Below are 21,895 nucleotides of genomic sequence, written 5' to 3'. Positions count from 1 at the left end.
AAAGGCGCCCTCGGGCGCCTTTTTATTTGCACGTTTCGGCCTCAGAGGGCCGGGGCATCGTAGTCCGCGGGCTCGTCGCTGTAGACGCAGACGTTCCACTTGGCCGCGAGGCCATCATCCGCGAGGCAGTAGCGCTCGAAGAAGGCCTTGATACCGGCGCGCTGGCAGTGGGCCTCGAAGCTCGCCATGTCGCGCCAGATCTCGTTGAAGACGATGGGGAAGCTCTCCCCCTTGGCAAAGGGGCTCTGGATATGGCGGGTGACGATGTACTGCAGGCAGCCATCTTCACGCAGGGTGTCAGGTTCGAGCCCTTGCAGGACGCGGAACAGGGCCTGCTCCTGGCCCGGCTTGGGCTGGAACTGGGCGATGCAGTAAACCTTCTTGGACATCGTGGTCTCCTTGCCGTGTCTCAACCCCGCAGGGCGACGACCCGGTTGTCGATGAGGCGGGCCTTGCCCAGATAGGCGGCCATCAGGATCACCAGGCGCTGGCTCTCGGCGCTGGCGGATTCCAGGGTGTCGGCATCGACGATGTCGATGGCATCCGTCCTGAATCCCGCGTTGTCGAGGCGTTGGCTGGCCTGGGCAACCAGGGAGGGGAGGTGACTGTTCCCCGCTTCAATCTGCTCGGCAATCCAGTTCATGGTGCGCGCGAGCTCGGGGGCGATGGCCCGTTCGGCAGCGGTCAGATAGCCGTTGCGCGAAGAGAGGGCCAGCCCGTCTTCGGCCCGCACGGTCGGCACGCCCACGATCTCGATGGGCATGGCCATGTCGGCCACCATCTTGCGAATGAGCGCGAGCTGCTGGTAATCCTTCTCGCCAAAGCAGGCCACGTTCGGTTGTACCAGATTGAACAGCTTGGTGACCACGGTACTGACCCCGCGAAAATGCCCCGGACGCAGCGCCCCTTCCAGCAGGCTGGAGATGCCGGGCACCTCGACGAAGGTCTGGCTGGCGAGCCCCTGGGGATACATGATCTCCGGCGTCGGGGTGAAGACCAGGTCCACACCGGCGGCCTCCAGGGCGGCGCAATCCTGCTCCAGGGTGCGGGGGTAGTTGGCGAGATCCTCGGCCTTGTCGAACTGCAAGGGGTTCACAAAGATGCTGACCACCACCTTGTCGCCATGGCGGCGGGCCTCCTCGACCAGGGTGAGATGACCCTGATGCAGATTGCCCATGGTGGGCACGAATGCGATGGCGCGGCCTTCGCGATGCCATTGACCGATCTGCTCGCGCAGCGCGGCGGGATTGTTCACAACCAACATCGTCAGTTCACCTTCAGATGAATCAATAAAAGAGGGGGTCGTCAGGGGGGAGGGCAAGACGGGGGCACAGGCCCCCGCGCTCATGACGACAGAAAGTCAGTTGAAGCAGTGCTCGGGGCCGGGGAAGGCCCCCTCGCTCACCTGCTGCACGTAGAGACGAATGGCGGCACGCATGTCACCGGTCTCGGCCAGGAAGTTCTTGGTGAACTTGGGCACATAACCCGAGGTGATGCCGAAGGCATCGTGCATCACCAGGATCTGGCCATCGGTGGCAGGGCCGGCACCGATGCCGATCACCGGAATGCGCAGCGCCTTGGTGATGCGCTCTGCCAGAGAGACGGGCACGCACTCGAGCACCAGCAACTGGATGCCGGCCGCTTGCAGCTCCAGTGCCTGGCGGTAGATCTCCTGGGCGTGGAATTCGTCGCGCCCCTGCACCTTGAAGCCGCCAAACACGTGGACGGATTGCGGGGTCAGGCCGAGATGGCCGCACACCGGCACCCCGTTACGGGTCAGGTGGCGGATGGAGTCGCACAGCCAGTCCCCCCCTTCCATCTTCACCATGCGGGCACCGGCCGCCATCAGGCGCGCCGCGTTCTGGTAGGTCTGCTCCGGGGTGGCGTAGCTCATGAACGGCATGTCGGTCACCACCAGGGCATTGGTGGTACCGCGCACCACGCAGCGGGTGTGATAGACCATCTCGTCCATGCTGACCGCCAGGGTGTCGTCTCCGCCCTGCAATACCATGCCGAGGGAGTCGCCGATGAGCAGCACCTGGGCGCCCTCGTCGTCGAACAGCTTGGCGAAGGTGGCGTCATAGGCGGTGATGGCGGTGATTTTCTGTCCGTCCTGCTTCATCTTCTGCAGGTGGGTAATGGTGATCTTGCTCATTACGTTGTTCCTACTCTTCTCTACTCGCCTGCTGCACCGGCCAGGATCGCGAGTCCATTGCGCGGGCAGCGGGCAACCAGTTCGGTGAGCGGGGTGCCGCAGGGCAGCACCAGGGAGGGGGCTATCTCGGCAAGGGGCAGCAGGACGAACTCCCGCTCCTTCATGCCATAGTGAGGCACCGTCAGGCGCTCATGCCGGATGACCTCGTCGCCGTACAGCAGCAGATCGAGATCCAGGGTCCGGGGGCCCCAGCGCTCATCCTTGCGCACTCGCCCCTGTGCCTGCTCGATGCGCTGCAGCTCGTCCAGCAGCGCCAGAGGGCTGAGGCGGGTGGCAAGGCGCGCCACGGCATTGACGTAGTCCGGCTGATCCGCAGGGCCCATGGGGCGGCTGCCGTAAAGGCTGGAGGTCTGCCGCAGCTCGGACTCGGGCAGGGTCGCCAGCGCGGCGATGGCGCGACGAGCCTGGCCGAGGGGGTCGGCGAGGTTGGAGCCGATGGCGACGAAGACCTCGATCATCGGCGGATCCTTACTCTGCAGACTTCGGCTTGCGGCGACGGGGGCGACGGCGGTTGCGGCCATTGCCGCTGCGCTTCTCGCCATCACCGCTGCGGGAGTCGGCGCGCTCGCCGCTCGCCGGGCGGCGGGTCGCCTCCCGTTGCAGTTGCGGGCGCACATCCGGGTTGGAGGCCACATAGCGCTCCCACCAGCTCGCCAGCTCGCCGAGACCGCGCTCGACCCGGTTGCGCAGCAACAGGAAGTCGAAGGCCGCACGGAATTTCGGGTGCTCCATGGCGCGCTCGGGGTGCTTGCCCTGGCGGCGGGTCAGGCGCTGTTGTAGGGCCCAGATGTCGCGCACGTCCGTGGTGAAGCGGCGTGGCACGGCGATGATCCGCACCTGGTTGTCCAGCACCTCGTTGATGGCCAGCATGAAGGCATCGTACCAGGGCAGGCCGCTCTCGTTTTCCAGCACGCGGCCGCGGGCCTCGACGGCACCCCACAGCAGGGTGGCGTAGAGGAAGGCGGGAGTGACGCGCTTCTCTTCACGGACCCGGGTATCGGTGTCCATCAGCGCCTGCTCGATGAACTGCTCGTAGGGCGAGTTGCCGTGGGGCGTGAACAGGGCGGCTACCTGGGGGAACAGCGGCTGGAACAGCCCGTATTCCCGCAGCAGCTTGTAGGTGGCCAGACCGTCTCCCGCCAGGAACAACTTGAGGGTCTCCTCGAACAGGCGGGCGGCCGGGATGTCCTGCAGCAGCGGGGCCAGCTCCCGGATGGGCGCGGCGGTGCGCGGGCTGATGGTCATGTCGAGCTTGGCGGCGAAGCGCACGGCACGCAGCATCCGCACCGGATCTTCCCGGTAGCGGGTCTCGGGGTCGCCGATGAGCTCCAGTCTACGCGCGGCCAGGTCTTCCAGCCCACCCTCGAAATCGTGCAGGGTGAAATCCTTGGCGCTGTAGTAGAGAGCGTTGACGGTAAAGTCGCGACGCTCGGCATCCTCTTCGATGGTGCCGTAGACGTTGTCCCGCACCAGCATGCCTTCATCGGACTGGGCCGACACATGCTTGCTGGTATTGACCTGATGGTGGTGACCCCGGAAGGTGGCCACTTCGATCACGTCACGACCAAAGACGATGTGGGCCAGGCGGAAACGGCGGCCGATGAGGCGGCAGTTGCTGAACAGCGCCTTGATCTGCTCCGGCGTCGCGTCGGTGGCGATGTCGAAATCCTTGGGGGTCTTCCCGAGCAGCAGGTCACGGACGCCGCCGCCGACCAGGTAGGCCTCATAGCCCCCCTTGTTCAGGCGATAGAGCACCTTGAGGGCATTCTCGCTGATCTCTTTGCGCGAAATCGGGTGCTGGTCACGGCTCAAGGTACGGCGCTGTCCGGCGACACGGGCCGGAATGGGGGACTCCACCGACTGCTCGCCGTCTTCCTTGCCGAGCACTTTGCGGCAAAAGTTTGCGATCTGGGAAAAAATGGTACACCTCGTTATGACTTCAAATTGACGGGAGGCCAAAAAAATAGCGGCCTATCATAGCTCACGCCTAACCAAATGAAAAACCGTGCTGGCAATTGATCCGGTTTGAATCAGGATTGCCGCCAAAAATAGCGGTCCATTGCCATCGCTCACCCCTGACCAAATGAAAAACCGTGCTGGCAATGGAGCAGGAGTGAATCAGGGTTGCCGCCAAAAATAGCGGTTCATTGCCCTTTTTGTGTCTGTCGGCCCCGCAACGAGACGGCGATGACGCGTGCCCGGCCACTATAAATTTATTTTATGGTTTTTCGGAAAATGACCCTGTTTGACCTTATACCGAACCCTCAGCCTCTGCACCGCGTCCGTGGGCCGCTCTTTTTTGCCTCCAGAGGCCGTTGCCCGCTCCGGACTTCGCCACTTTTTGGGAGAGATGACAGTCGGTTGGTCGCCAGTGTTAGCCGCCTGCCAGGGGGATCTTCTCGCTGGCGGGCACCCGGGCCAGCTGCCAGTGGGTGATGCCCCAGCCGATGATCTCGTCGATCCGGCTCGCCATCAGCTCGGGCGGCGGGCACTGACCGAGAAAGTGCAGCGCCTGCCACAGGGCCGGTCGTACCTCGTCCTGCGACAGCGCCGGCGCATGGTTCTGCTTGGAGAGCTTGTTGCCATCCGCTTGCACCGCCAGCGGCAAGTGCACCCAGGCGGGCACCTCTGCCCCCAGAGTCTGGTAGAGGGCAATCTGGCGCACCGTGGGTTCCAGCAGATCGGCGCCGCGGACGATCTCGGTGATGCCGCTGTCCATGTCATCTACGACCACCGCCAGGTTGTAGGCGTAGAGCCCGTCCCGGCGGCGCACGATGAAGTCCTCCTCCGCCAGCGCCGCGGGGACGGTGATCTCTCCCTGAAGCGCATCCTCGAACCGATAGACCGGGTGGTGCTGGCGCAAACGGGCGGCACACCCCTCGGCGGTCAGCCCCAGGGCGCGGCAATGGCCGTTGTAGAACCCCCCTGCGGCCATGATTTCGCGCCGGGTACAGCGGCACCAGTAGAGATCCCCGGCCCGATAGAGCTGATCGATGATCTCGTCATAGCGGCCATGGCGCGCGCTCTGGAACATCACCTCCCCATCCCAGCCAAGACCGTGTGCCTCCAGGGTGGTGAGGATAAGGTCAGCCGCTCCCGGCATCTCCCGCGGGGGGTCGATGTCTTCGATGCGCACCAGCCAGCGTCCCTGCTGCGCCCTGGCCTGCAAGAAGCTGCCAAGGGCGGCGACCAGGGAGCCGAAGTGGAGCGGACCGGACGGTGAGGGGGCGAAGCGGCCCACATAGGGGCGTCGGGAGGGGGGGGATGTCATGACCATGGCAATTCGGGTAGGCGATGCATTGAGGCTGCATTCTGGGACGGCCCGACCAAAAGCTCAATAAAAAAGGGAGCCTGGGCTCCCTTTTCGTTCCTGTGGATGGGCGGCATCAGCCAGCCATCTGTTTTTCCTTGATCTCGGCCAGCGTCTTGCAGTCCACGCAGAGGTCTGCGGTCGGACGGGCTTCCAGACGGCGGATGCCGATCTCGATGCCGCAATGCTCGCAATAACCGAAGTCATCTTCTTCGAGCAGCAGCAAGGTTTTCTCGATCTTCTTGATCAGCTTGCGTTCACGGTCGCGGGTGCGCAGTTCGAGAGCAAACTCTTCTTCTTGCGCGGCGCGATCCACGGGATCCGGGAAGTTGGCAGCCTCATCCTTCATGTGGTCGACGGTGCGGTCAACTTCCTGCATCAGTTGGTTGCGCCAGGCTCCCAGGATCTTGCGAAAATGTACCTTCTGTTGGTCATTCATGTACTCCTCACCGGCTTTCATCTGGTAAGGCTCTACACCCGCAATGGCCAGGGGGCCCAGAGATTTCCTGTTTTCGCCTGTTGGCATGCCCTGTCTCCTAATTCAGCACGCTACCCGTGCCATCCATAAATTGAGGGCGACATCTATAGCAGAAGGGTCAACGGGAGGCAAACAAGCCTTATCAATAATGTTACCCACTTCTGCATTTATTCTCTGCCCTCGGGTAGCATATGGTCAGATTCAAATGGGATAAAATCCTGAGCCACCATGCCCTGCACCCCAACATGGGGGCGATAGCATAAAATTTCAACCCCTGCCGCCATCGCCTGTTCAACAAGCTGACTATAGTGCGGATCGATATGGGCTGCAGGGCGCATTCTCGCGATGCCGGAGTGCAATACCATGAACAGCAGCACGGCCCGGTGCCCTGCCGCCTTCATGGCCATCAATTCACGCAAGTGCTTGGCACCGCGGGTGGTGACCGCATCGGGGAAGTACCCCATGCCGGGTTGCTCCCGCTCGTCGAGCAGGGTGACGGATTTCACCTCGATGTAACAATCCGGCCTGTGGTCATCTTCCAGCAGCAGGTCGATGCGGCTGTTCTCTTCCCCGTATTTCACTTCGGTGCGCAGCCTGGCATAGCCTGCCAGGGGGGCGAGAGCGCCCTGTTCGATGAGCTCTCGGGCGATCTGGTTGGCACGGGCGGTGTTGACGCAGATGAAGTGACCCGCCGGGCTCTCGGCGATTTCCCAACTGTTTGGCAGCTTGCGCTTGGGGTTGTCGGATGTGGAGTACCAGACCCGGGTGCCCGGCAGGGCGCAGCCGGTCATGGCACCGGTATTGGCGCAGTGGATGGTGATCACCTCGCCGTTGTCGAGCGCGACATCCGTCAGAAAGCGCTTGTAGCGGGAGATCAGCTGCCCGGACTGCAGGGGGGGATCGAAGATCATGGGGTGAGCTCCTCGCGGTGCGGGTTTTTGACGCGGGCCCGCAGGGGCCAGCAGGCGAGCGGTTCGTAGTGGACGCCGTCCGGCGTGCTGACGGATTGATAGAGGCAGAAGCGATCGGCCCTGAGCAGAAAATCCGGTGCAGGCAGCTCGCCGGGGGCCTCGCCCGCCTTGCGCGACAGGGTGACGTGGGGGCGATAGCCCTGCTCGCCGTTGCCCAGCCCGAGTTTTTCTCCGTGGCGGCGCAGCGCCCTCGCGAGCACGGTCAGCTCGTTCGGCCACTCACCGGGTCCCACCCAGGCGGCTTTGGCGCGCTGAAACCAGCCGGTCTGATCCAGATGGACGCTGAAAGGGGGGCAGTGCTGTCGCTCGGCGGCCGCGATCAGGCGAGCCTGGGTCGTTTCGTCGGCCTCCCCGAGAAAGGCCAGGGTCAGGTGCAGGTTGCTCTCGGGCACCGGCTGGCCGGGCCAGGGGCGCTGGTCTCGCCAGGTCGCAAGCTCGGGGGCAAGCTCTGGCAGTGGCAGGGCAAAGAAGAGTTTGGGCATGCGGCGTGTCGGTCCTCGTGATGGGCATCGGATAAGGGCCATTCTATGGCAGCCGCTCCCGGGATGTCTTGCCGTGTTGCACCTGACGCTTCCTGCCCCTGCCCGGCAGGGGCGCTTACGATGGCCGGGAGGCTGTGGCAGAATGGACCCCTTTTCAGGAGTGTCACAGAAGGTGCCCATCGCTTTGTCTTCCCTCCCCATCGTCCCGGTGTTGCCCGAACTCTTTGCAGCCCTCGACAACCATACCAGCGTGATCCTGCAGGCACCCCCCGGCGCGGGCAAATCGACCCTGCTGCCCCTGGAGCTGGTGCGCCAGCACCGGCTGCCCGGGCGCATCATCATGCTGGAGCCCAGGCGCCTTGCGGCGCGCAACATCGCGAGCTTCCTCGCGCGTCAGCTGGGGGAGAAGGTGGGCGAGCGCATCGGCCTGCGTGTGCGCGGGGAGAGCCGCACCAGCAGCCAGACCCGGCTCGAGATCGTGACCGAGGGGGTGCTGACCCGGATGCTGCAGCAGGATCCTGAGCTCACCGGCGTGTCGCTCGTCATCTTTGACGAGTTCCACGAGCGCAGCCTGCACGCCGATACCGCGCTGGCCTTCGCCATCGAAAGCCAGCAGGGGTTGCGCGATGATCTCAAGCTGCTGGTGATGTCCGCCACCCTGGATGGCATGGCCCTGGAGCGCCTGCTGCCAGGTGCCCCCGTGGTGCGCTCCGAGGGGCGCGGCTTTCCCATCGAGTACCACTATCGCCCCGCCAATCGCCAGCAGTGGCTGGAGCCCCAGGTTGGCGCCGTGGTGCTGGAGGCGCTCGCCAGTCAGGCTGGCAGTGCCCTGGTGTTCCTGCCGGGACAGGGGGAGATAGAGCGGCTGGCACAGTGGCTGGAAGGGCGGTTGCCAGGGGATGTGACCCTGGCTCCCCTCTATGGCCGTCTTGACCTCGCGGCCCAGCAAGCGGCCATCGAGCCTGCGCCTGCGGGTCGTCGCAAGCTGGTGCTCACCACCAACGTGGCGGAGACCTCCCTCACCATCGAGGGGATCTCCGTGGTCATCGACAGCGGGCTGGAGCGGCGCGCCACCTTCGATATCAAGAGCGGCGTCACCCGGCTGGAGACCCGGCCCATCGCCAAAGCCTCCGCCACCCAGCGGGCGGGGCGGGCAGGGCGGCTTGGCCCCGGCGTCTGCTACCGGCTCTGGAGCTGCGAGGTGCAGGAGCGCCTCGCCGAGCAGAGTCCCCCCGACATCCTGACGCAAGAGCTCACCGGCCTGCTGATGGACGCCGCCCAGTGGGGGGCCCGGGTGGAGGCGCTGCCCCTGCTGGACATGCCGCCTCCTGCCGCCGTGGCCAGCGGCCGGCGGTTGCTGGTGGCCCTGGGCGCCATGGCCCCGGAAGGTGAGCAACAACTTACCCCGGCAGGCCGTGCCATGGCGGCCTTCGGCACCCATCCCCGCCTCGCCCGCATGTTGCTGCGGGCCCGGGAGCTGGAATCCGAGGGTCTGACAGGGATTGTCGCCGATGCGGCTTTCCTGGTGGCGCTGCTGGAAGAAGATCTGCGAGGATCGGAGCGCCTGTCCGTGCTGTTCCACCGCCGTCAGGGCGCCCTGCGCCAGGGGGCGGCCCGCTGGTTCGAGCGGCTCGGCGTGCGGGCAAGCAGCCCGCAGGGTCAATGGCTGGGGTTGCTGTGCGCCCTCGCCTGGCCCGATCGCATCGGCAAGCTGCGCAGTGGCAGCCGCTATCAGCTCAGTGGCGGGGTGAGCTGCGATCTGGTAGAAGGACATCCCTGCCAGGGGCAGGGGGCCATCGTGGCCGTCGAAATGGGTCAGAACGAGCGCGGCAGCCGCATCTTCATCGCCGAGCCGGTGGCGCTGGATGAGTTGGTGCGCCAGCTGCCCGAGCTGGTCGGCGAGCGCCAGTGGTTCGACTGGGACGATCGGGAGGAACGGGTGCGTGCGGAGCGCCAGCAGGTGCTCGGCGAGCTGGTGCTCGGCCAGCGGCCGCTGACGGATCTCTCCGATGAACAGAAGGGGCGCTGCCTGCTGCAAGGCATTCGGCGCAAGGGGCTGCACGTGCTGCCCTGGGACGAGAGCAGCGAGGGGCTGCTGGCCCGCTTGCGCTGCGCCCGCGACTGGCTGCCCGACGAAGCCTGGCCCGCCATGGATGAGGAGAGCCTGCTGGCCGACCTCGAGCAGTGGCTGCTGCCGGCGGTGAGCGGCATGACCCGGCTGGAGCAGTTGAAGCGGCTCGACATGAGCGACATCCTGCGCCAGTCTCTGCCCTGGCCCCTGCCAAGGCGGCTGGACGAGGCGCTGCCGAGCCACTTCACCGCACCGACCGGCAGCCGGGTGCGGATCCGCTACCAGCCGGGTCAGGCGCCGGCGATCCCGGTGCGCATCCAGGAGATGTTCGGGCTGGGTGCCACCCCATGCGTGGCCGATGGCCGGGTGCCCCTGGTGGTGGAGCTGCTCTCCCCGGCCCAGCGCCCCTTGCAGATCACCGCGGATCTCGCCGCCTTCTGGGCGGGATCCTATGAGCAGGTGAAAAAAGAGATGAAGGGGCGCTACCCCCGTCACTACTGGCCGGACAACCCGCTGGAGGCGATGCCGACCCGGGTGACCAAGAAGAAGATGGGATTGCAGGAGTAGCCGACGGGGCAGTGATCGGTCGGCACGACCAGAACAAGATGGCGGTGGCACAGCCCCCTCCACAACAGGCATCGCAGGCCGCTCGCATCAGCGGGATGGCGAGGAGAACGACAAGAGGATTTATGGCAACCCAACGACGCAAGCGCACGCCCAAGAAGGCGGCGCCCAAACGCACTATCTGGCGCACCCTGTTCTGGCTGGGCTTCAAGCTCTCTCTGGTGGTGGCGGCCTTCATGGTGGTGTTTGGCATCTATCTCGACACCAAGGTGCGCGAGCGCTTCGACGGGGAGAAGTGGCAGTTGCCGGTGATGGTCTACAGCCGCCCGCTGGAGCTCTATCCCAGCCAGCGGCTCTCCCAGACCCAGATGCTGCGCGAGCTCAACATGCTGAGCTACAAGCAGGTGCGTCAGCCCCATACCCCGGGTGAGTACGCGGTGAGCGGCAATCGCATCGAGCTGGTGCGCCGGCCGTTCGAGTTCCACGACGGTGCCGACGGTGCCCGTGGCCTGCGCCTCACCTTCAACGGGGCGCGCCTCGAGGGGATCCAGTCCCTGGAGAACCAGCGCCAGCTCGGCTATGCCCAGATGGACCCGGTGCTGCTCGATCGCCTTAACACCGAGGATCGGGAAGACCGCCTGCTGGTACGCCTCTCCGAGGTGCCGGACAGCCTGCTGGTGACGCTGCTCACCACGGAAGACAGGGACTTCTACCAGCACGGCGGCGTTTCGCCGGTGGCCATCATGCGCGCCATGGCTGCCAACCTGCTGGCGGGGCGCACCGTGCAGGGGGGCAGCACGCTCACCCAGCAGCTCGCCAAGAACTTCTTCCTGACCCGTGAGCGCAGCCTGTGGCGCAAACTGCAGGAAGCCTACATGGCGGTGCTCATCGACTACCGCTACAGCAAGGACGAGATCCTGGAGGCCTACCTCAACGAGGTCTATCTGGGGCAGAACTTCTCCCAGGGGGTCTACGGCTTCGGGCTCGCCTCCTACTTCTACTTCGGCATTCCGGTCAACGAGCTGGACATCGATCAGGTGGCCCTGCTGGTGGGCATGGTGAAGGGCCCCTCCTATTACGATCCCTGGCGCTTCCCGGACCGGGCCAAGGCGCGCCGGGATCTGGTGCTGAAACTGCTGGCGGATCACGGCAGCCTGACCCAGGCCGAGTATGACCTGGCCAGCAAGCAGCCCCTTGGCATCATCGCCCGCGGCCAGATGAGCTATGGCCGTACTCCGGCCTTCATGGGGCTGCTCAAGCGGGAGATCCAGAACCGCTTCGGCCCGGATCTGCTCAAGCAGTCCGGCCTCAAGATCTTCACCAGTCTGGATCCCATCGCCCAGCACGCCGCCGAGCAGGCGGTGGAGTCGGGTCTGGCCACCATCGAGAAGCAGCGTGGCAAGAAGAAGCTGGAGGCGGCCATGGTGGTCTCCGACTGGCACAAGGGCGAGGTGGTCGCCATGGTGGGGGGACGGGATCCCCGCTACGCCGGCTTCAACCGGGCGCTGGATGCCCGCCGTCAGATTGGCTCCCTGGTCAAACCGGCGGTCTACCTGACCGGCCTCTCCAACGGCCTGACCCTTGGCACGCCGCTTAAAGATCAGCCGATCCGGATTCGCGGCCAGGATGGCCAGATCTGGACGCCGCAGAACTACGACCGCAAGTTCCGCCAGAGCGTGCCCCTGATGGAGGCGCTCGCCAGCTCCCTCAACGTGCCGACCGTCAACCTCGGGATGCAGATAGGCCTGGACAAGGTGGTGGACACCCTGCACAAGCTGGGGGTGCAGCAGGAGATCCAGCCCTATCCGTCCCTGGTGCTGGGGGCGGTGGCGCTCTCGCCCATGGAGGTGAACCAGATGTACCTGCCCATTGCCAACCAGGGGTTGACCCAGCCCCTGTCGGCCATCCGGGCCGTGGTGAATGGCGAGGGGCGCCAGCTCTACCAGCATGACGAAGCGGCCAAGCGAGTGACGGATCCCCAGGCAAGCTGGCTGACTCTGTTCGCCATGACCAAGACGGTGAGCCAGGGGACGGCCCGTGCGCTCGGTGCCAAGTTCCCCGGGGCCACCATGGCCGCCAAGACCGGTACCACCAACGAGCTGCGTGACTCCTGGTTTGCCGGGATGGACAACAACGAGTTGGTGAGCGTCTGGGTCGGCCGTGACGACAACACCCCGGCCGGCTTGACCGGTGCCAGTGGCGCCTTGCAGCTGTTCAGCGGCTACATGAGCCAGCGAGGGGTCAACAGCCTGGGGCTGAAGATGCCCGAAGGAGTGAGCTGGGCCAACTTCTCCCGCTCGAGCGGTGCCCGGGTGGCCAGCGATTGTCCCGGCAGTCTCCAGGTGCCGGCCAAGCTGGCCGATCTGGCCGAGCCCATGAGCTGTGCCAGCCCGGTCTCGGACCCGGCGAATGCCCTGGACAACTGGTTCAACGGTTTCTTCAACTGACGAAGACGGGCAGCGCAGGCTGCCCGTTTTGCAAGGATTGCCATGACCCATCCCCTGTTTGAGGCCATCCATCACGTGGCCATCATCGCCAGCGACTATCCGCGCTCGCGCCACTTCTATCACCAGGTGCTGGGGTTGCCCATCATTGCCGAGACCCTGCGGGCCGAGCGTCAGTCGTGGAAGCTGGATCTGGCGCTGCCGGACGGCAGCCAGCTGGAGCTGTTCAGCTTCCCGGCGCCGCCACCGCGCCCCTCCCGGCCGGAGGCGTGCGGGTTGCGCCACCTGGCGTTTCGGGTGGCGGATCTCGACCGGGTCATCGCCCACCTGGAGCAGCACGGGGTGGAAGTGGAGCCGGTGCGGGTGGACGAGCTGACCGGCAAGCGCTTTACCTTCTTCGCCGACCCCGACGGCCTGCCGCTGGAGCTGTACGAGGCAGCGAGTTAGGCTGCCTGCAGCAATCTGGATGATCGGTTTGACCATGAAAAGGCCGCCCTGGGAACAGGGCGGCTTTTTTCATGGGGCTGGAGAGGGGATCATGCTGTGGTCAGCAGGGCGACCGCCATCACCACCATGCCGAGCCAGCCGACGGGTCTGAGGCGCTCGCCGAACAGCAGCAGGCCCCCGATGGCGGTGCCCAGAATGCCGATGGCGCCCCAGGTGGCATAGGCCACGGCCAGATCGATCTTGCCGGTACTGACCGCCTCGCTGAGCAGAGTGAAGGCACAGAGCACCAGCAGAATGCCGAGGACGCCCCACCCCTTGTCACGAAAACCGATGGAGCGGTTGATTGCCATGTTGGCGCCGATATCCAGCAGGGCGGCGCCCAGTACGATGTTCAACGGGTGCATGGGGCTTCCCTCCTCTGGCGGGTGGGGGCTGGTGCATCATGGGTCTCGCCCAGGGTCACCATGACAATCCCCACTATGGCCAGCGCCAGTCCGATCCACTCCTGGATGCTCAGCTCGTAGCCGAGGAACAGGACGGAGACGGCGGTGATGAGGGCGATCCCCAGCCCTTCCCACAGCGCAAACGCGATACCAATGGAGATTGTCCTGGCGGCCTTGGCGAGCAGCAGGTAGGAGAGGGTGATGAGGAGCCACATCGGCAGATAGTGGATCCAGCCGCTCTCGCTCTTTGGGATCAGGGCCATGGAGGAGGTGCCGGCGACCTCGGTCAGGATGGCCCCCGTCAGGAAGAGGCGGGCCAAAAGCAGGGGACGGGATGACATGCAGTTTCCTTCTGTTGCTGCGACGAAGAGAGGATAACGGCACCCGAAACGGGCAAGGTTATCGCTGAGCGTCGAGAAAGCTGTCGCTGCTTGTTTGCCTTGGGGGCGGACCAGGGGATAAGGTGGTGATGGAATAATCTGCCGCCAGTTTGAAGTCATGAAGCTAAATCAGATACAACTCTTTGTAGAAACAGCAGACAGTGGTTCGATAGCCAATGCCGCCAGACGACTTGGCAAGAGTCGCAGCGCCGTGAGCTCGGCGATTGCAACCCTGGAAGTGGAGCTTGGCGTCGAACTTTTCGAACGAGGGGCGAACCAGAGCCGACTGACCGAAATCGGCGAGCAAGTGCTGGACGACTGTCGGCGGCTGTTGCAGGCCGCCAACAGCCTGAAGCTCAAGTGCGAGCACCATGCCTCCGGTGCCGAGGTGGCGCTGCGGGTAGCCCGGGACGACGCCATTCCCGAGGTGGTATGGCGCGAGATGCTGGGGGCGCTGCGTCGCCAGTTTCCGGGCACCAGCATCTCCCTGGTGCTGGCCTCACCGCCGGAGCTACCGGCCCTGGTGGAAGAGGGGTTCGTGGATGCCGCCTTCGGCCTCATCACCGAGGAACAGGAGCGCAGCGGTCTTTGCATCGACGTGCTCAACCCGATCCGCACCCTGATGGTGGTCGCGCCAAGCCACCCGCTGGCTGGGCTGAAGCGGGTGTTGCAGCAGGATCTGACCGATCACACTCAGGTCACTCTCTCCTATGTGGACGCGTTTTCGGTCAAGAGCCTGCTGCCCATCGGAGGGCAGCATATCGGGTTGTCGAGTTTCGAACTGATGCGGGATGCGGTGCTGGATGGTCTGGGCTGGGCGGTGCTGCCTTCACCCCTTATCCAGAGCCAGCTGCGCCAGGGGGAGCTGCTGACCCTGAAGCACAAGTTCAGCCTGCAGTGGCGCGATTACGGAGTCTATCTGTCGAAGAACGCCCATCACGGCAAGGTGCTGGCCTGGCTGAAGAAGGCCATAGAAGCCTATCTCGAACCCTTCGAGTAGCCGCCAACCGGGGCGGGCACCCCGGTTGGCAGTGAGAGGGGATCAGTGCAGGCCGTGACGGGGGACGCGCTGGCGGGAGCGAAATGGCAGCAGCAGGAGGCCGAGCAGCAGATCCCCCGCCAGGGAGGCCAGCAGACCCGCCGCCACGCCGCAGAAAATGGCGGCCTGTTTGAGGGGGACCACATAGCCGTAGTTGTGCAGGGTATCCTGCCAGAGGGCGGGATCGGCGCGCAGCAACAGGTGGGAGAGCTGCTGGTACCAGGGACTCTCCCGCACGGCGATCTCCCCCTGAAGGTGCTGCTGCTGGTTCACCAGTTGCTGGAGGCTGGTGGCATCCTGGGTGAAGACGGGATCCTGGCTGGCACCGTAATGGGCGACCAGCGCCTGCAGATCGCCATTGAAGTGCTGGTCCGCCGTGTGCTGGAAGGGGGCCAGCGCCAGACCGGCCTGCTGCAGCCGGGCATCCAGCCGCTGGAAGTAGAGATCGACCAGCCCGGGGATCTGTACACCTGCCAGCAAACCGAGGGCAAACAACATCATGCGAAGGTAGCTGCGCATCATCATCATCCTGAACGAAGGGAGCGCCCATACTAGCCGCAACCGGTGGGAGAGCCAAGGAGGGGACGCGCTTGCCCACCCGGTCGGCGGCGCCAAAAGAAGAGCCGATGGAATACCTTTGTTACACGAATTCTTACACTTTTGTGATGCAAGTCATCTTGCGGCTGGCCTAGAATGAGCGTTTTTCGAAGGACACGTCGGCATGAGCAAGTTCATTCCTTTCTATCTGGCCGGGGGCCTCATCGCCTTCAGTTGGGGCGCCCTGCCTGAGCACGGCCCTTGGGATGGGTGGGATCTCGCCCTCTTCCAGTTGGTCAATGGCTGGATTGGCCACTCCCCCCGTTGGGCCGATCTGGTGGCCATCACCAACAACCGCCTGTTCGATCTGGCCGCGCTGGCCTGCATGGGCGGGATCCTCGCCAGTTGCTTCTTCCGTGCCGACGGGCAGGAGCGCCGTCGTCTGGTGGCCATGGGGGTCGTGATGCTGCTGGGGGCCCTGGTGATCAATCAGCTCGGGCATCTGTTGCCGGTCAGCCGTCCCAGCCCCACCTTGATGGTGGACGGAGCATTGCGCCTGACCGAGATCAGTGCGATTCCCACCAAGGACTCCGCCGGTGACAGCTTCCCCGGTGATCACGCCCTCTTCCTGATGATCTTCGCCGGTTTTGCCCTGCGCTATCTGCCGCGCTGGGCCGGGGTGGTTGCGGTGGTGATGGTGCCCCTGTTTTCGGCTCCCCGCATCCTGGCTGGTGCGCACTGGATGACGGACGTCTATGTGGGCGCTCTTTGCCTCTCCCTGATCTGCCTGCCGCTGCTGTTGCTCACTCCCGTGTCGGATCGCCTGATCGACCGCCTGGCTCCCCGGCTGCCACGCTGGATTGCCTGACGAAGAATGAAAAAAGAAGGCGGGTCACCCCGCCTTCTTTCGTTTACGCCTCACCGGTGCTGTGGTCGTCGCGAAATGACCAGGACTACGCCCGATGAGCCCGGGCTGTCGCCCTCCCAATCAGTATGGATAGCCCCATTCGGGTTCTGCCAGCCAAAATAGTCGCGGCCAAACGTTTGCTCCCGTCGTCTCATGATCCTGGCCAGGATTTTTTCCCTCCGCTGCCTTAGAATCGCCGCCCGTTGTTGGAGGTCTCCCCATGCTTGTCACTTTTCTGCGTCTCTTGTTTATCGGTTGTGCCCTGGTCTTTCTCGTTATGCTGGTCCGTGCCTGGTGGCACAAACGGCGTCATGGCCAGCTCGAAGCCACCCCTTTCTGGCCGGTGGCGGCCATCGGTTTTGTGGCCAATTTTCTCGATACCCTGGGGGTGGGGAGCTTTGCGGTGAAGACCGCCTGCTACAAGCAGTTCGGGCTGATCGATGATCGGGTGCTGCCCGGTACCCTCAACGGCCAGTGCGTGCTGCCGACCGTGACCCAGGCTCTCATCTTCATCGGCGTGGTCAACGTGGATCCCGTCACCCTCATCAGCATGATGGCGGCTGCGGCGGCCGGTGCGGCCTGGGGCGCCCGTTACGTGGCCTCCTTTGATCGCCAGACCATCCGGCTGGTGATGGCGGTCTCCCTGCTGGTGGTCGCCGGTCTCATCTTTGCCGGCCTGCTCGGGCTCTTCCCCCTCGGTGGCGAGGCCATGGGGCTGAGCGGTTACAAGCTGGGGATCGCCCTTGCCGGCAACTTCCTGTTCGGAGCCCTGATGAACGTCGGTATCGGCCTGTTCGCCCCCTGCATGACCCTGGTCTATCTGCTCGGCATGAACCCGCTGGTGGCCTTCCCCATCATGATGGGATCCACCGCCGTGCTCAGCGTCTTCTCGGCGGGGACTTTCATCCGCAAGGGGGCTTTCGATGCGCGGGCCGTGCTGGCGGTGGCCATCTTCGGCCCCATCGGCGTGGTGCTGGCGGCCATGCTGGTCAAATCCATGGAGATGCAGATGCTCAAATGGCTGGTGGCCTTCATCGTCATCTATACCTCCTGGACCATGTACGCCTCCTGGCGGGCGGCGCGGCGACAGCCAGCGCCCGCGCTGGCAGAGGCGACGAGCTAGCTGGCGTCGGCGAGGCCCGCCTGCACGGGCGCCCCGCGTTGGTATGTCATCCCGCTCGCCCGGTCCTGGCGCGTCTTCTGATGCCTCTGGCAGCCCCCTCCGGGTGGGCGGTCTGCTGGCTGGAGGCGACCAGTGCGGCTTCCGCCCTGGCACCGAGAAACACATAGAGCCCCAGCGCCAGCAGCAACCCCACGGCGCACCCCATCACCCCCACCGCAGGCCAGAGCAGTTCGCTCTGGCCGAGGGATCCCTTGAACAGCAGCAGCAACCCCTCGATGGAGACCGCGATCAGGATGGCGGCGATAAAGCGGGTAATGGTGCGCCGGATGGCGCTGTGGCGGAAGATGTCCTTATGCAGCAGCACCTCCTCTTCGAGGATGGTCTTGCCGAGATCGAACACCGCCAGGGCGAGCGTGAGGAAGATGATGGCGCTGAAGGCCCCCAGCCGGTTCTGCTGGGTGCCGCACAGGAGCAGATAGAGCTGTTCCAGCCCGTGCCAGATGAGGGTGCCGACGATGAGAAACAGGGCCAGACTCAGGACGACGTAGACGGCCCTGAACCAGGGAATGGCGCGCCGCCGCTCCCTGTCCCCCATCAGCCAGGCGATCAGCTGGTGCAGGTTGATCTCCAGCTCCCGGCCATGGCCCTGCACCAGCAGGCGCAGCTGCCCCTGGGCCGCCGGAACGGGCGCCAGTATGGCTGGCCTGATCTGGGGGGCCAGGCTCTTCACCTCCTCGACGAAGGCATAGGTCTTGAGAGACGCCTCGGGGAGGGTGAGCAGCCCCAGCAGCAGGGGGGCCAGCTCGGTTTCGTACTCCTGATAGCGCCGCAGCACATCGATGGGGCTCATCTCTGCCATATACACCTCGGTCCAATGGGCTCCTGAGCAGGGGCCTGCAAATTGTGGGCCCGATTTATGACAGCCCGTGTACGGCGCGGCGCACCAGCAGGTGGCAAGGTTCCGGTGAGGGACTTAAAGATGCACCACTACGGTGCCTTGTCGGGACGAGCAAACAAAAAAGGGCCCCATCGGGGCCCTCTGCACATCTTGCTGCTTGTCAGCCAGCCAGCTTGGCGAAGCTGCGCTCGGCGGCCGCCAGAGTGTGTTCAATCTCCTTGTCGCCGTGGGCAAGCGACAGGAAGCCCGCCTCGTAGGCGCTCGGAGCCAGATAGACACCCTCTTCCAGCATCAGATGGTAGAAGCGCTTGAAGCGTTCCATGTCGCAGCGGGTCACCTGCTCGTAGCGGGTGATCTCGGGCTCGTCGGTGAAGAAGAAGCCGAACATGCCGCCCACGTAGTTGATGGCAAGCGGGATGCCGTGCCTGGCGGCGGCGGCTTTCAGCCCCTCGGCGACACGGGCGGTCTTGGTGCTCAGCTGCTCATAGAGGCCCGGCTCCAGCAGCAGGTCCAGCATGGTGAGGCCGGCGGCCATGGCCACCGGGTTGCCGGAGAGGGTACCAGCCTGATAGACGGGGCCGGTCGGGGCGATGTGCTGCATCACCTTCTTCTTGCCGCCGAAGGCGCCTACCGGCATGCCGGCACCGATGATCTTGCCGAGGGTGGTGAGATCCGGATCGATGTTGTAGTGACCCTGGGCACCGCGCAGGGAGACGCGAAAGCCGGTCATCACCTCATCCAGGATCAGCAGGGCGCCGAACTCGTCACAAATGGCGCGCAGCCCTTGCAGGAAGCCGGGCACCGGCGGGATGCAGTTCATGTTGCCAGCGACCGGCTCGACGATGATACAGGCGATCTCGCTGCCGTACTGGGTGAAGGCTTCGCGCACCGAGTCCAGATCGTTAAAGACACAGGTGAGCGTGTGTTTGGCGAAATCGGCCGGTACGCCCGGGCTGTTGGGCTGACCCAGGGTGAGGGCACCGGAGCCAGCCTTGACCAGCAGGGAGTCGGCGTGGCCGTGGTAGCAGCCTTCGAATTTGACTATCTTGTCGCGGCCGGTATAGCCGCGGGCCAGCCGGATGGCGCTCATGGTCGCCTCGGTGCCGGAGTTGACCATCCGTACCTGCTCCATGGAGGGGACGATCTGGCGCACCTTCTCGGCCATCAGCACTTCGATCTCGGTCGGGGCACCGTAGCTCAGCCCTTTTTCCACCGCCTTGATGACAGCGGCCTTGATGGCCGGGTGGTTGTGACCGAGCAGCATGGGGCCCCAGGAGCCGATGTAATCCACATAGGCCTGGCCGTCCACGTCATAGAGGTAGGCGCCATCGGCGTGATCGATGAAGCGGGGTGTGCCGCCGACCCCGTTGAAGGCGCGGACCGGTGAGTTGACGCCACCGGGAATGGTCTGGCGGGCCTGTTCAAACAGCTGATCTGATTTTGACATGGATCATCCTTAATGGGATTTTGGTCGTTACCCGGGCGCAGGCTGCCGATTGCGGCTCGGCAGGGGATGGCGGGAGGAGTATGCTTTGCGCTCTCGCCCCGGACTCTCGCCCGTGATACATGAAACGGGCCGACTATAGCAGAAAGGCCCAGAGCTGGGCAGCCGAGGCCGAGGTGTGTCTGGTCCTCGTTAGATGAGCGTGATTATCCATGGAGCAACAAGCCATTCCTTCCGCCGACGCGGCCTCGCTGCGTCGTCCTCCAGTCTTGCAGCGTCTGATACGGCGGGACAAGATGCCGCTGCTGGTGCTCCTGCTGGCGGCCCTGGTCGGCCTGCTGGCAGGCTTGGTGTGCGGACTGTTCGAGTCTTGCGTTCACTGGCTGGCCCAGCAGCGTGTCGACTTGCTGGCCGATCGCCCCTGGTGGCAGCTCGGCCTGCTCGGCTTTGGTTTCAGCGCCCTGCTGGGGTTGGTCGGCTATTTCCTCACTCATGCCTTTGCCCCAGAGGCAGGGGGATCCGGTATCCCGGAAATTGAAGGGGCCATGGACGACCTGCGCCCGGTACGCTGGTGGCGGGTGTTGCCGGTGAAGTTTTTTGGCGGGGTCTGTACCCTGAGTTCCGGCATGGTGCTGGGGCGGGAGGGGCCCTCGGTGCAGATAGGGGGCAACCTCGGCAAGATGGTGGTGGATATCTTCCGGTTGCCCAAGGAGCATGGCCATGCCCTGCTGGCTGCCGGTGCGGCGGGTGGTCTCGCTGCGGCCTTCAATGCCCCGCTGGCAGGGATACTGTTTGTCATGGAAGAGATGCGACCGCAATTTCGCTACTCCTTCCTCGCCATCAAGGCGGTCGGGATTTCGGCCGTCATGGCGACCCTGATGCTGCAGAACATGAAAGGGCAATCCCCCGTCATCATGCTGCCCCACTACGACGCTCCGGCCTTGAAGGCGCTCTGGCTGTTTCTCTTCATGGGGGGCTGCTTTGGTGTGCTGGGGTTCGTCTTCAACAAGCTGGTGCTCGCCTGTCAGGATGGTTACCTGGCATTGCATCAGAACAAGCGCCACCGCTTCGTCATCATCGGCATGGGGGTGGCTGGAACCTTTGGCATGCTGTCGCTGTTCGCCCCTTCGGTCACTGGAGGGGGAATCGAGCTCATCTCGCATCTGACGGGGGGAGACTATGCGGTGGCGACCCTCTTCATCATCTTCTCGGTGCGACTGGTGGGTACCCTCATCTGCTTTTGCTCGGGGGCCCCTGGTGGTGTCTTTGCGCCGACCCTGGCGCTGGGCACCCTGTTCGGGGTGATCTTTGGTCACCTGTTCCACTCTGCATTTCCCGATCTCGGCATCGAACCGGGTGCCTTTGCCATCGCCGGCATGGGGGCGCTCTTCGCCGCCACCGTGCGTGCCCCCATTACCGGCATCGTGCTGGTGACAGAGATGACAGACAACTATCAGCTGATCCTGCCCATGATGATCACCACCATAGGGGCAACCCTGGTGGCGCAATGGTTGGGGGGGCGTCCCATCTATTCTCAGATCCTGGAGCGAACTTTACGGCTTGCTGCGCGTCAAAACCGGGGTGAAAGCAGCATCGCGACCGGTTAACTCTTTGTTTATCCGTATCAATCCGGCATGGTCGCGTATAGTGAAAAGAAACCGGCTGTGTTGATGTCGGCATATAGAAGAGGCCTTATGTCCCAAATCGTGAAGTTATTGGTGGTGCTGGCTGTGGGGGCATGTATCGGTTATGTCGTCGGGAACAGACAGGAGCTGGCTCAGAGCAGCCTGATGACGGTGCAGCAAGAGACGTTGGAGCGTCAGAGCAAGGCCATTGCACAACTGAAGACGGATCTCGGCGTCAGGGAGACCCTGCTGGCGACCCAGAAGGCCGCTTTCGAGCAACTTCAGCAGACGCTCAAGGATCAGGAAGCCCAGGTACAGGAGCAGAAGCGTCAGCTCGCCTTCTTCGAACGCATCATGCGTCCCACCGGCGAACAGGTGGGGGTATCCATCGACAATCTAACATTGCAGGAGACGAGTGTGCCGGGTCGCTACCACTATCGTCTGGCGCTCACACAACCCGCCAAGAAGCGGGAGCTGTTTCGGGGGCAGGTGCAGATCCGGCTCGAAGGCAGTCTGG

22 protein-coding genes (1 of these 22 only partly in view) are annotated in these 21,895 nt (G+C 64.3%); 8 read left to right on the top strand and 14 right to left on the bottom strand.

The features are described 5' to 3' along the window. Positions 1-41: 41 nt before the first annotated feature. From C3F36_RS06340 to thpR, 9 genes are all read right to left on the bottom strand, one after another. A complete protein-coding gene (locus tag C3F36_RS06340; RefSeq protein ID WP_104454726.1) occupies positions 42-389 on the bottom strand; it encodes a putative quinol monooxygenase in 348 nt (115 codons plus the stop codon). A 20-nt stretch (positions 390-409) separates the two neighbouring features. Beyond that, positions 410-1,264: a pantoate--beta-alanine ligase gene (panC, locus tag C3F36_RS06335; RefSeq protein ID WP_010675575.1), complete on the bottom strand. Its 855-nt coding sequence runs from the start codon at positions 1,262-1,264 to the stop codon at positions 410-412. A gap of 96 nt (positions 1,265-1,360) precedes the next feature. Beyond that, a complete protein-coding gene (gene panB, locus C3F36_RS06330) occupies positions 1,361-2,155 on the bottom strand; it encodes a 3-methyl-2-oxobutanoate hydroxymethyltransferase (protein ID WP_104454725.1) in 795 nt (264 codons plus the stop codon). Between the two features lie 20 nt (positions 2,156-2,175). Further along, positions 2,176-2,673, bottom strand: a complete 498-nt coding sequence (gene folK, locus C3F36_RS06325; RefSeq protein WP_104454724.1) for a 2-amino-4-hydroxy-6-hydroxymethyldihydropteridine diphosphokinase — start codon at positions 2,671-2,673, stop codon at positions 2,176-2,178. Positions 2,674-2,683: 10 nt separating this feature from the next. After that, the gene (gene pcnB, locus C3F36_RS06320; protein ID WP_104454723.1) at positions 2,684-4,174 is read right to left on the bottom strand and encodes a polynucleotide adenylyltransferase PcnB; all 1,491 of its coding nucleotides are present in this window, start codon (positions 4,172-4,174) and stop codon (positions 2,684-2,686) included. Between the two features lie 415 nt (positions 4,175-4,589). Next, positions 4,590-5,492, bottom strand: coding sequence for a tRNA glutamyl-Q(34) synthetase GluQRS (gluQRS, locus tag C3F36_RS06315; protein ID WP_104454722.1), 903 nt, complete (start codon positions 5,490-5,492; stop codon positions 4,590-4,592). Between the two features lie 109 nt (positions 5,493-5,601). Beyond that, positions 5,602-6,051 (bottom strand): RNA polymerase-binding protein DksA, encoded by a 450-nt coding sequence (gene dksA, locus C3F36_RS06310; protein ID WP_029314801.1) that lies wholly within the window; start codon positions 6,049-6,051, stop codon positions 5,602-5,604. A gap of 119 nt (positions 6,052-6,170) precedes the next feature. Beyond that, positions 6,171-6,914, bottom strand: a complete 744-nt coding sequence (sfsA, locus tag C3F36_RS06305; RefSeq protein WP_010675569.1) for a DNA/RNA nuclease SfsA — start codon at positions 6,912-6,914, stop codon at positions 6,171-6,173. Continuing rightward, positions 6,911-7,456 carry an RNA 2',3'-cyclic phosphodiesterase gene (thpR, locus tag C3F36_RS06300; RefSeq protein ID WP_039040852.1) on the bottom strand — a complete coding sequence of 182 codons (546 nt, stop codon included), beginning with the start codon at positions 7,454-7,456 and terminating at the stop codon, positions 6,911-6,913. Before thpR ends, sfsA begins: the two co-directional genes overlap by 4 nt. A gap of 184 nt (positions 7,457-7,640) precedes the next feature. On the opposite strand from thpR, the gene hrpB reads away from it, so the two are divergent. The 3 genes from hrpB (at position 7,641) to gloA2 (ending at position 12,982) form a co-directional block, all read left to right on the top strand. Beyond that, the gene (hrpB, locus tag C3F36_RS06295; RefSeq protein WP_104454721.1) at positions 7,641-10,094 is read left to right on the top strand and encodes an ATP-dependent helicase HrpB; all 2,454 of its coding nucleotides are present in this window, start codon (positions 7,641-7,643) and stop codon (positions 10,092-10,094) included. Positions 10,095-10,216: 122 nt separating this feature from the next. Then, positions 10,217-12,538, top strand: coding sequence for a penicillin-binding protein 1B (gene mrcB, locus C3F36_RS06290; protein ID WP_104454720.1), 2,322 nt, complete (start codon positions 10,217-10,219; stop codon positions 12,536-12,538). Positions 12,539-12,580: 42 nt separating this feature from the next. Further along, complete coding sequence (gene gloA2, locus C3F36_RS06285) at positions 12,581-12,982, top strand: SMU1112c/YaeR family gloxylase I-like metalloprotein (protein WP_104454719.1); 402 nt, start codon at positions 12,581-12,583, stop codon at positions 12,980-12,982. An 89-nt stretch (positions 12,983-13,071) separates the two neighbouring features. Here gloA2 and C3F36_RS06280 read toward each other — a convergent pair whose 3' ends face one another. Both C3F36_RS06280 and C3F36_RS06275 read right to left on the bottom strand, forming a co-directional pair. Then, a complete protein-coding gene (locus C3F36_RS06280) occupies positions 13,072-13,386 on the bottom strand; it encodes an SMR family transporter (protein WP_104454718.1) in 315 nt (104 codons plus the stop codon). Further along, complete coding sequence (locus tag C3F36_RS06275; protein ID WP_045521922.1) at positions 13,374-13,766, bottom strand: DMT family transporter; 393 nt, start codon at positions 13,764-13,766, stop codon at positions 13,374-13,376. Before C3F36_RS06275 ends, C3F36_RS06280 begins: the two co-directional genes overlap by 13 nt. 157 nt (positions 13,767-13,923) lie before the next feature. On the opposite strand from C3F36_RS06275, the gene C3F36_RS06270 reads away from it, so the two are divergent. Then, positions 13,924-14,805, top strand: coding sequence for a LysR family transcriptional regulator (locus tag C3F36_RS06270; protein ID WP_104454717.1), 882 nt, complete (start codon positions 13,924-13,926; stop codon positions 14,803-14,805). A gap of 42 nt (positions 14,806-14,847) precedes the next feature. On the opposite strand, the gene C3F36_RS06265 is transcribed toward C3F36_RS06270, so the two are convergent. Continuing rightward, positions 14,848-15,363, bottom strand: coding sequence for a DUF2937 family protein (locus tag C3F36_RS06265; RefSeq protein WP_104454716.1), 516 nt, complete (start codon positions 15,361-15,363; stop codon positions 14,848-14,850). Positions 15,364-15,565: 202 nt separating this feature from the next. On the opposite strand from C3F36_RS06265, the gene C3F36_RS06260 reads away from it, so the two are divergent. Both C3F36_RS06260 and C3F36_RS06255 read left to right on the top strand, forming a co-directional pair. Beyond that, complete coding sequence (locus C3F36_RS06260; RefSeq protein ID WP_010675560.1) at positions 15,566-16,249, top strand: phosphatase PAP2 family protein; 684 nt, start codon at positions 15,566-15,568, stop codon at positions 16,247-16,249. Positions 16,250-16,508: 259 nt separating this feature from the next. After that, the gene (locus C3F36_RS06255; protein WP_104454715.1) at positions 16,509-17,411 is read left to right on the top strand and encodes a sulfite exporter TauE/SafE family protein; all 903 of its coding nucleotides are present in this window, start codon (positions 16,509-16,511) and stop codon (positions 17,409-17,411) included. Positions 17,412-17,457: 46 nt separating this feature from the next. Here the strand turns inward: C3F36_RS06255 and C3F36_RS06250 are convergent, their stop codons facing one another. Further along, entirely contained in the window at positions 17,458-18,270 is an 813-nt protein-coding gene (locus C3F36_RS06250) for a hypothetical protein (RefSeq protein ID WP_039040860.1), read from the bottom strand. A gap of 199 nt (positions 18,271-18,469) precedes the next feature. Beyond that, positions 18,470-19,756, bottom strand: a complete 1,287-nt coding sequence (gene hemL, locus C3F36_RS06245) for a glutamate-1-semialdehyde 2,1-aminomutase (RefSeq protein WP_104454714.1) — start codon at positions 19,754-19,756, stop codon at positions 18,470-18,472. Between the two features lie 209 nt (positions 19,757-19,965). Between hemL and clcA the strand changes: the two genes are divergently transcribed. Continuing rightward, positions 19,966-21,360, top strand: coding sequence for a H(+)/Cl(-) exchange transporter ClcA (clcA, locus tag C3F36_RS06240; RefSeq protein WP_104454713.1), 1,395 nt, complete (start codon positions 19,966-19,968; stop codon positions 21,358-21,360). A gap of 87 nt (positions 21,361-21,447) precedes the next feature. After that, a protein-coding gene (locus C3F36_RS06235; RefSeq protein ID WP_043155743.1) for a DUF6776 family protein crosses the window boundary here: on the top strand, positions 21,448-21,895 show its 5' portion. 245 nt of this gene lie beyond the right edge of the window; 448 of the gene's 693 nt are visible here — the first part of the coding sequence; its start codon is at positions 21,448-21,450; its stop codon lies off the right edge, out of view.

The sequence above is a fragment of the Aeromonas sp. ASNIH2 genome (genome assembly GCF_002934795.1).
GTDB lineage: Bacteria > Pseudomonadota > Gammaproteobacteria > Enterobacterales > Aeromonadaceae > Aeromonas > Aeromonas caviae.
The sequence above is the reverse complement of the archived record's forward strand: the minus strand, read 5'-3'. Positions and strand labels throughout refer to the sequence as shown.

Bases quoted from the DNA above. Each gene is read 5' to 3' on its own strand.
- C3F36_RS06340 (WP_104454726.1), bottom strand. From the start codon at position 389: ATGTCCAAGAAGGTTTACTGCATCGCCCAGTTCCAGCCCAAGCCGGGC.
- panC (WP_010675575.1), bottom strand. From the start codon at position 1,264: ATGTTGGTTGTGAACAATCCCGCCGCGCTGCGCGAGCAGATCGGTCAA.
- panB (WP_104454725.1), bottom strand. From the start codon at position 2,155: ATGAGCAAGATCACCATTACCCACCTGCAGAAGATGAAGCAGGACGGA.
- folK (WP_104454724.1), bottom strand. From the start codon at position 2,673: ATGATCGAGGTCTTCGTCGCCATCGGCTCCAACCTCGCCGACCCCCTC.
- gluQRS (WP_104454722.1), bottom strand. From the start codon at position 5,492: ATGGTCATGACATCCCCCCCCTCCCGACGCCCCTATGTGGGCCGCTTC.
- dksA (WP_029314801.1), bottom strand. From the start codon at position 6,051: ATGCCAACAGGCGAAAACAGGAAATCTCTGGGCCCCCTGGCCATTGCG.
- sfsA (WP_010675569.1), bottom strand. From the start codon at position 6,914: ATGATCTTCGATCCCCCCCTGCAGTCCGGGCAGCTGATCTCCCGCTAC.
- thpR (WP_039040852.1), bottom strand. From the start codon at position 7,456: ATGCCCAAACTCTTCTTTGCCCTGCCACTGCCAGAGCTTGCCCCCGAG.
- mrcB (WP_104454720.1), top strand. From the start codon at position 10,217: ATGGCAACCCAACGACGCAAGCGCACGCCCAAGAAGGCGGCGCCCAAA.
- gloA2 (WP_104454719.1), top strand. From the start codon at position 12,581: ATGACCCATCCCCTGTTTGAGGCCATCCATCACGTGGCCATCATCGCC.
- C3F36_RS06280 (WP_104454718.1), bottom strand. From the start codon at position 13,386: ATGCACCCGTTGAACATCGTACTGGGCGCCGCCCTGCTGGATATCGGC.
- C3F36_RS06275 (WP_045521922.1), bottom strand. From the start codon at position 13,766: ATGTCATCCCGTCCCCTGCTTTTGGCCCGCCTCTTCCTGACGGGGGCC.
- C3F36_RS06270 (WP_104454717.1), top strand. From the start codon at position 13,924: ATGAAGCTAAATCAGATACAACTCTTTGTAGAAACAGCAGACAGTGGT.
- C3F36_RS06265 (WP_104454716.1), bottom strand. From the start codon at position 15,363: ATGCGCAGCTACCTTCGCATGATGTTGTTTGCCCTCGGTTTGCTGGCA.
- C3F36_RS06260 (WP_010675560.1), top strand. From the start codon at position 15,566: ATGAGCAAGTTCATTCCTTTCTATCTGGCCGGGGGCCTCATCGCCTTC.
- C3F36_RS06255 (WP_104454715.1), top strand. From the start codon at position 16,509: ATGCTTGTCACTTTTCTGCGTCTCTTGTTTATCGGTTGTGCCCTGGTC.
- C3F36_RS06250 (WP_039040860.1), bottom strand. From the start codon at position 18,270: ATGGCAGAGATGAGCCCCATCGATGTGCTGCGGCGCTATCAGGAGTAC.
- hemL (WP_104454714.1), bottom strand. From the start codon at position 19,756: ATGTCAAAATCAGATCAGCTGTTTGAACAGGCCCGCCAGACCATTCCC.
- clcA (WP_104454713.1), top strand. From the start codon at position 19,966: ATGGAGCAACAAGCCATTCCTTCCGCCGACGCGGCCTCGCTGCGTCGT.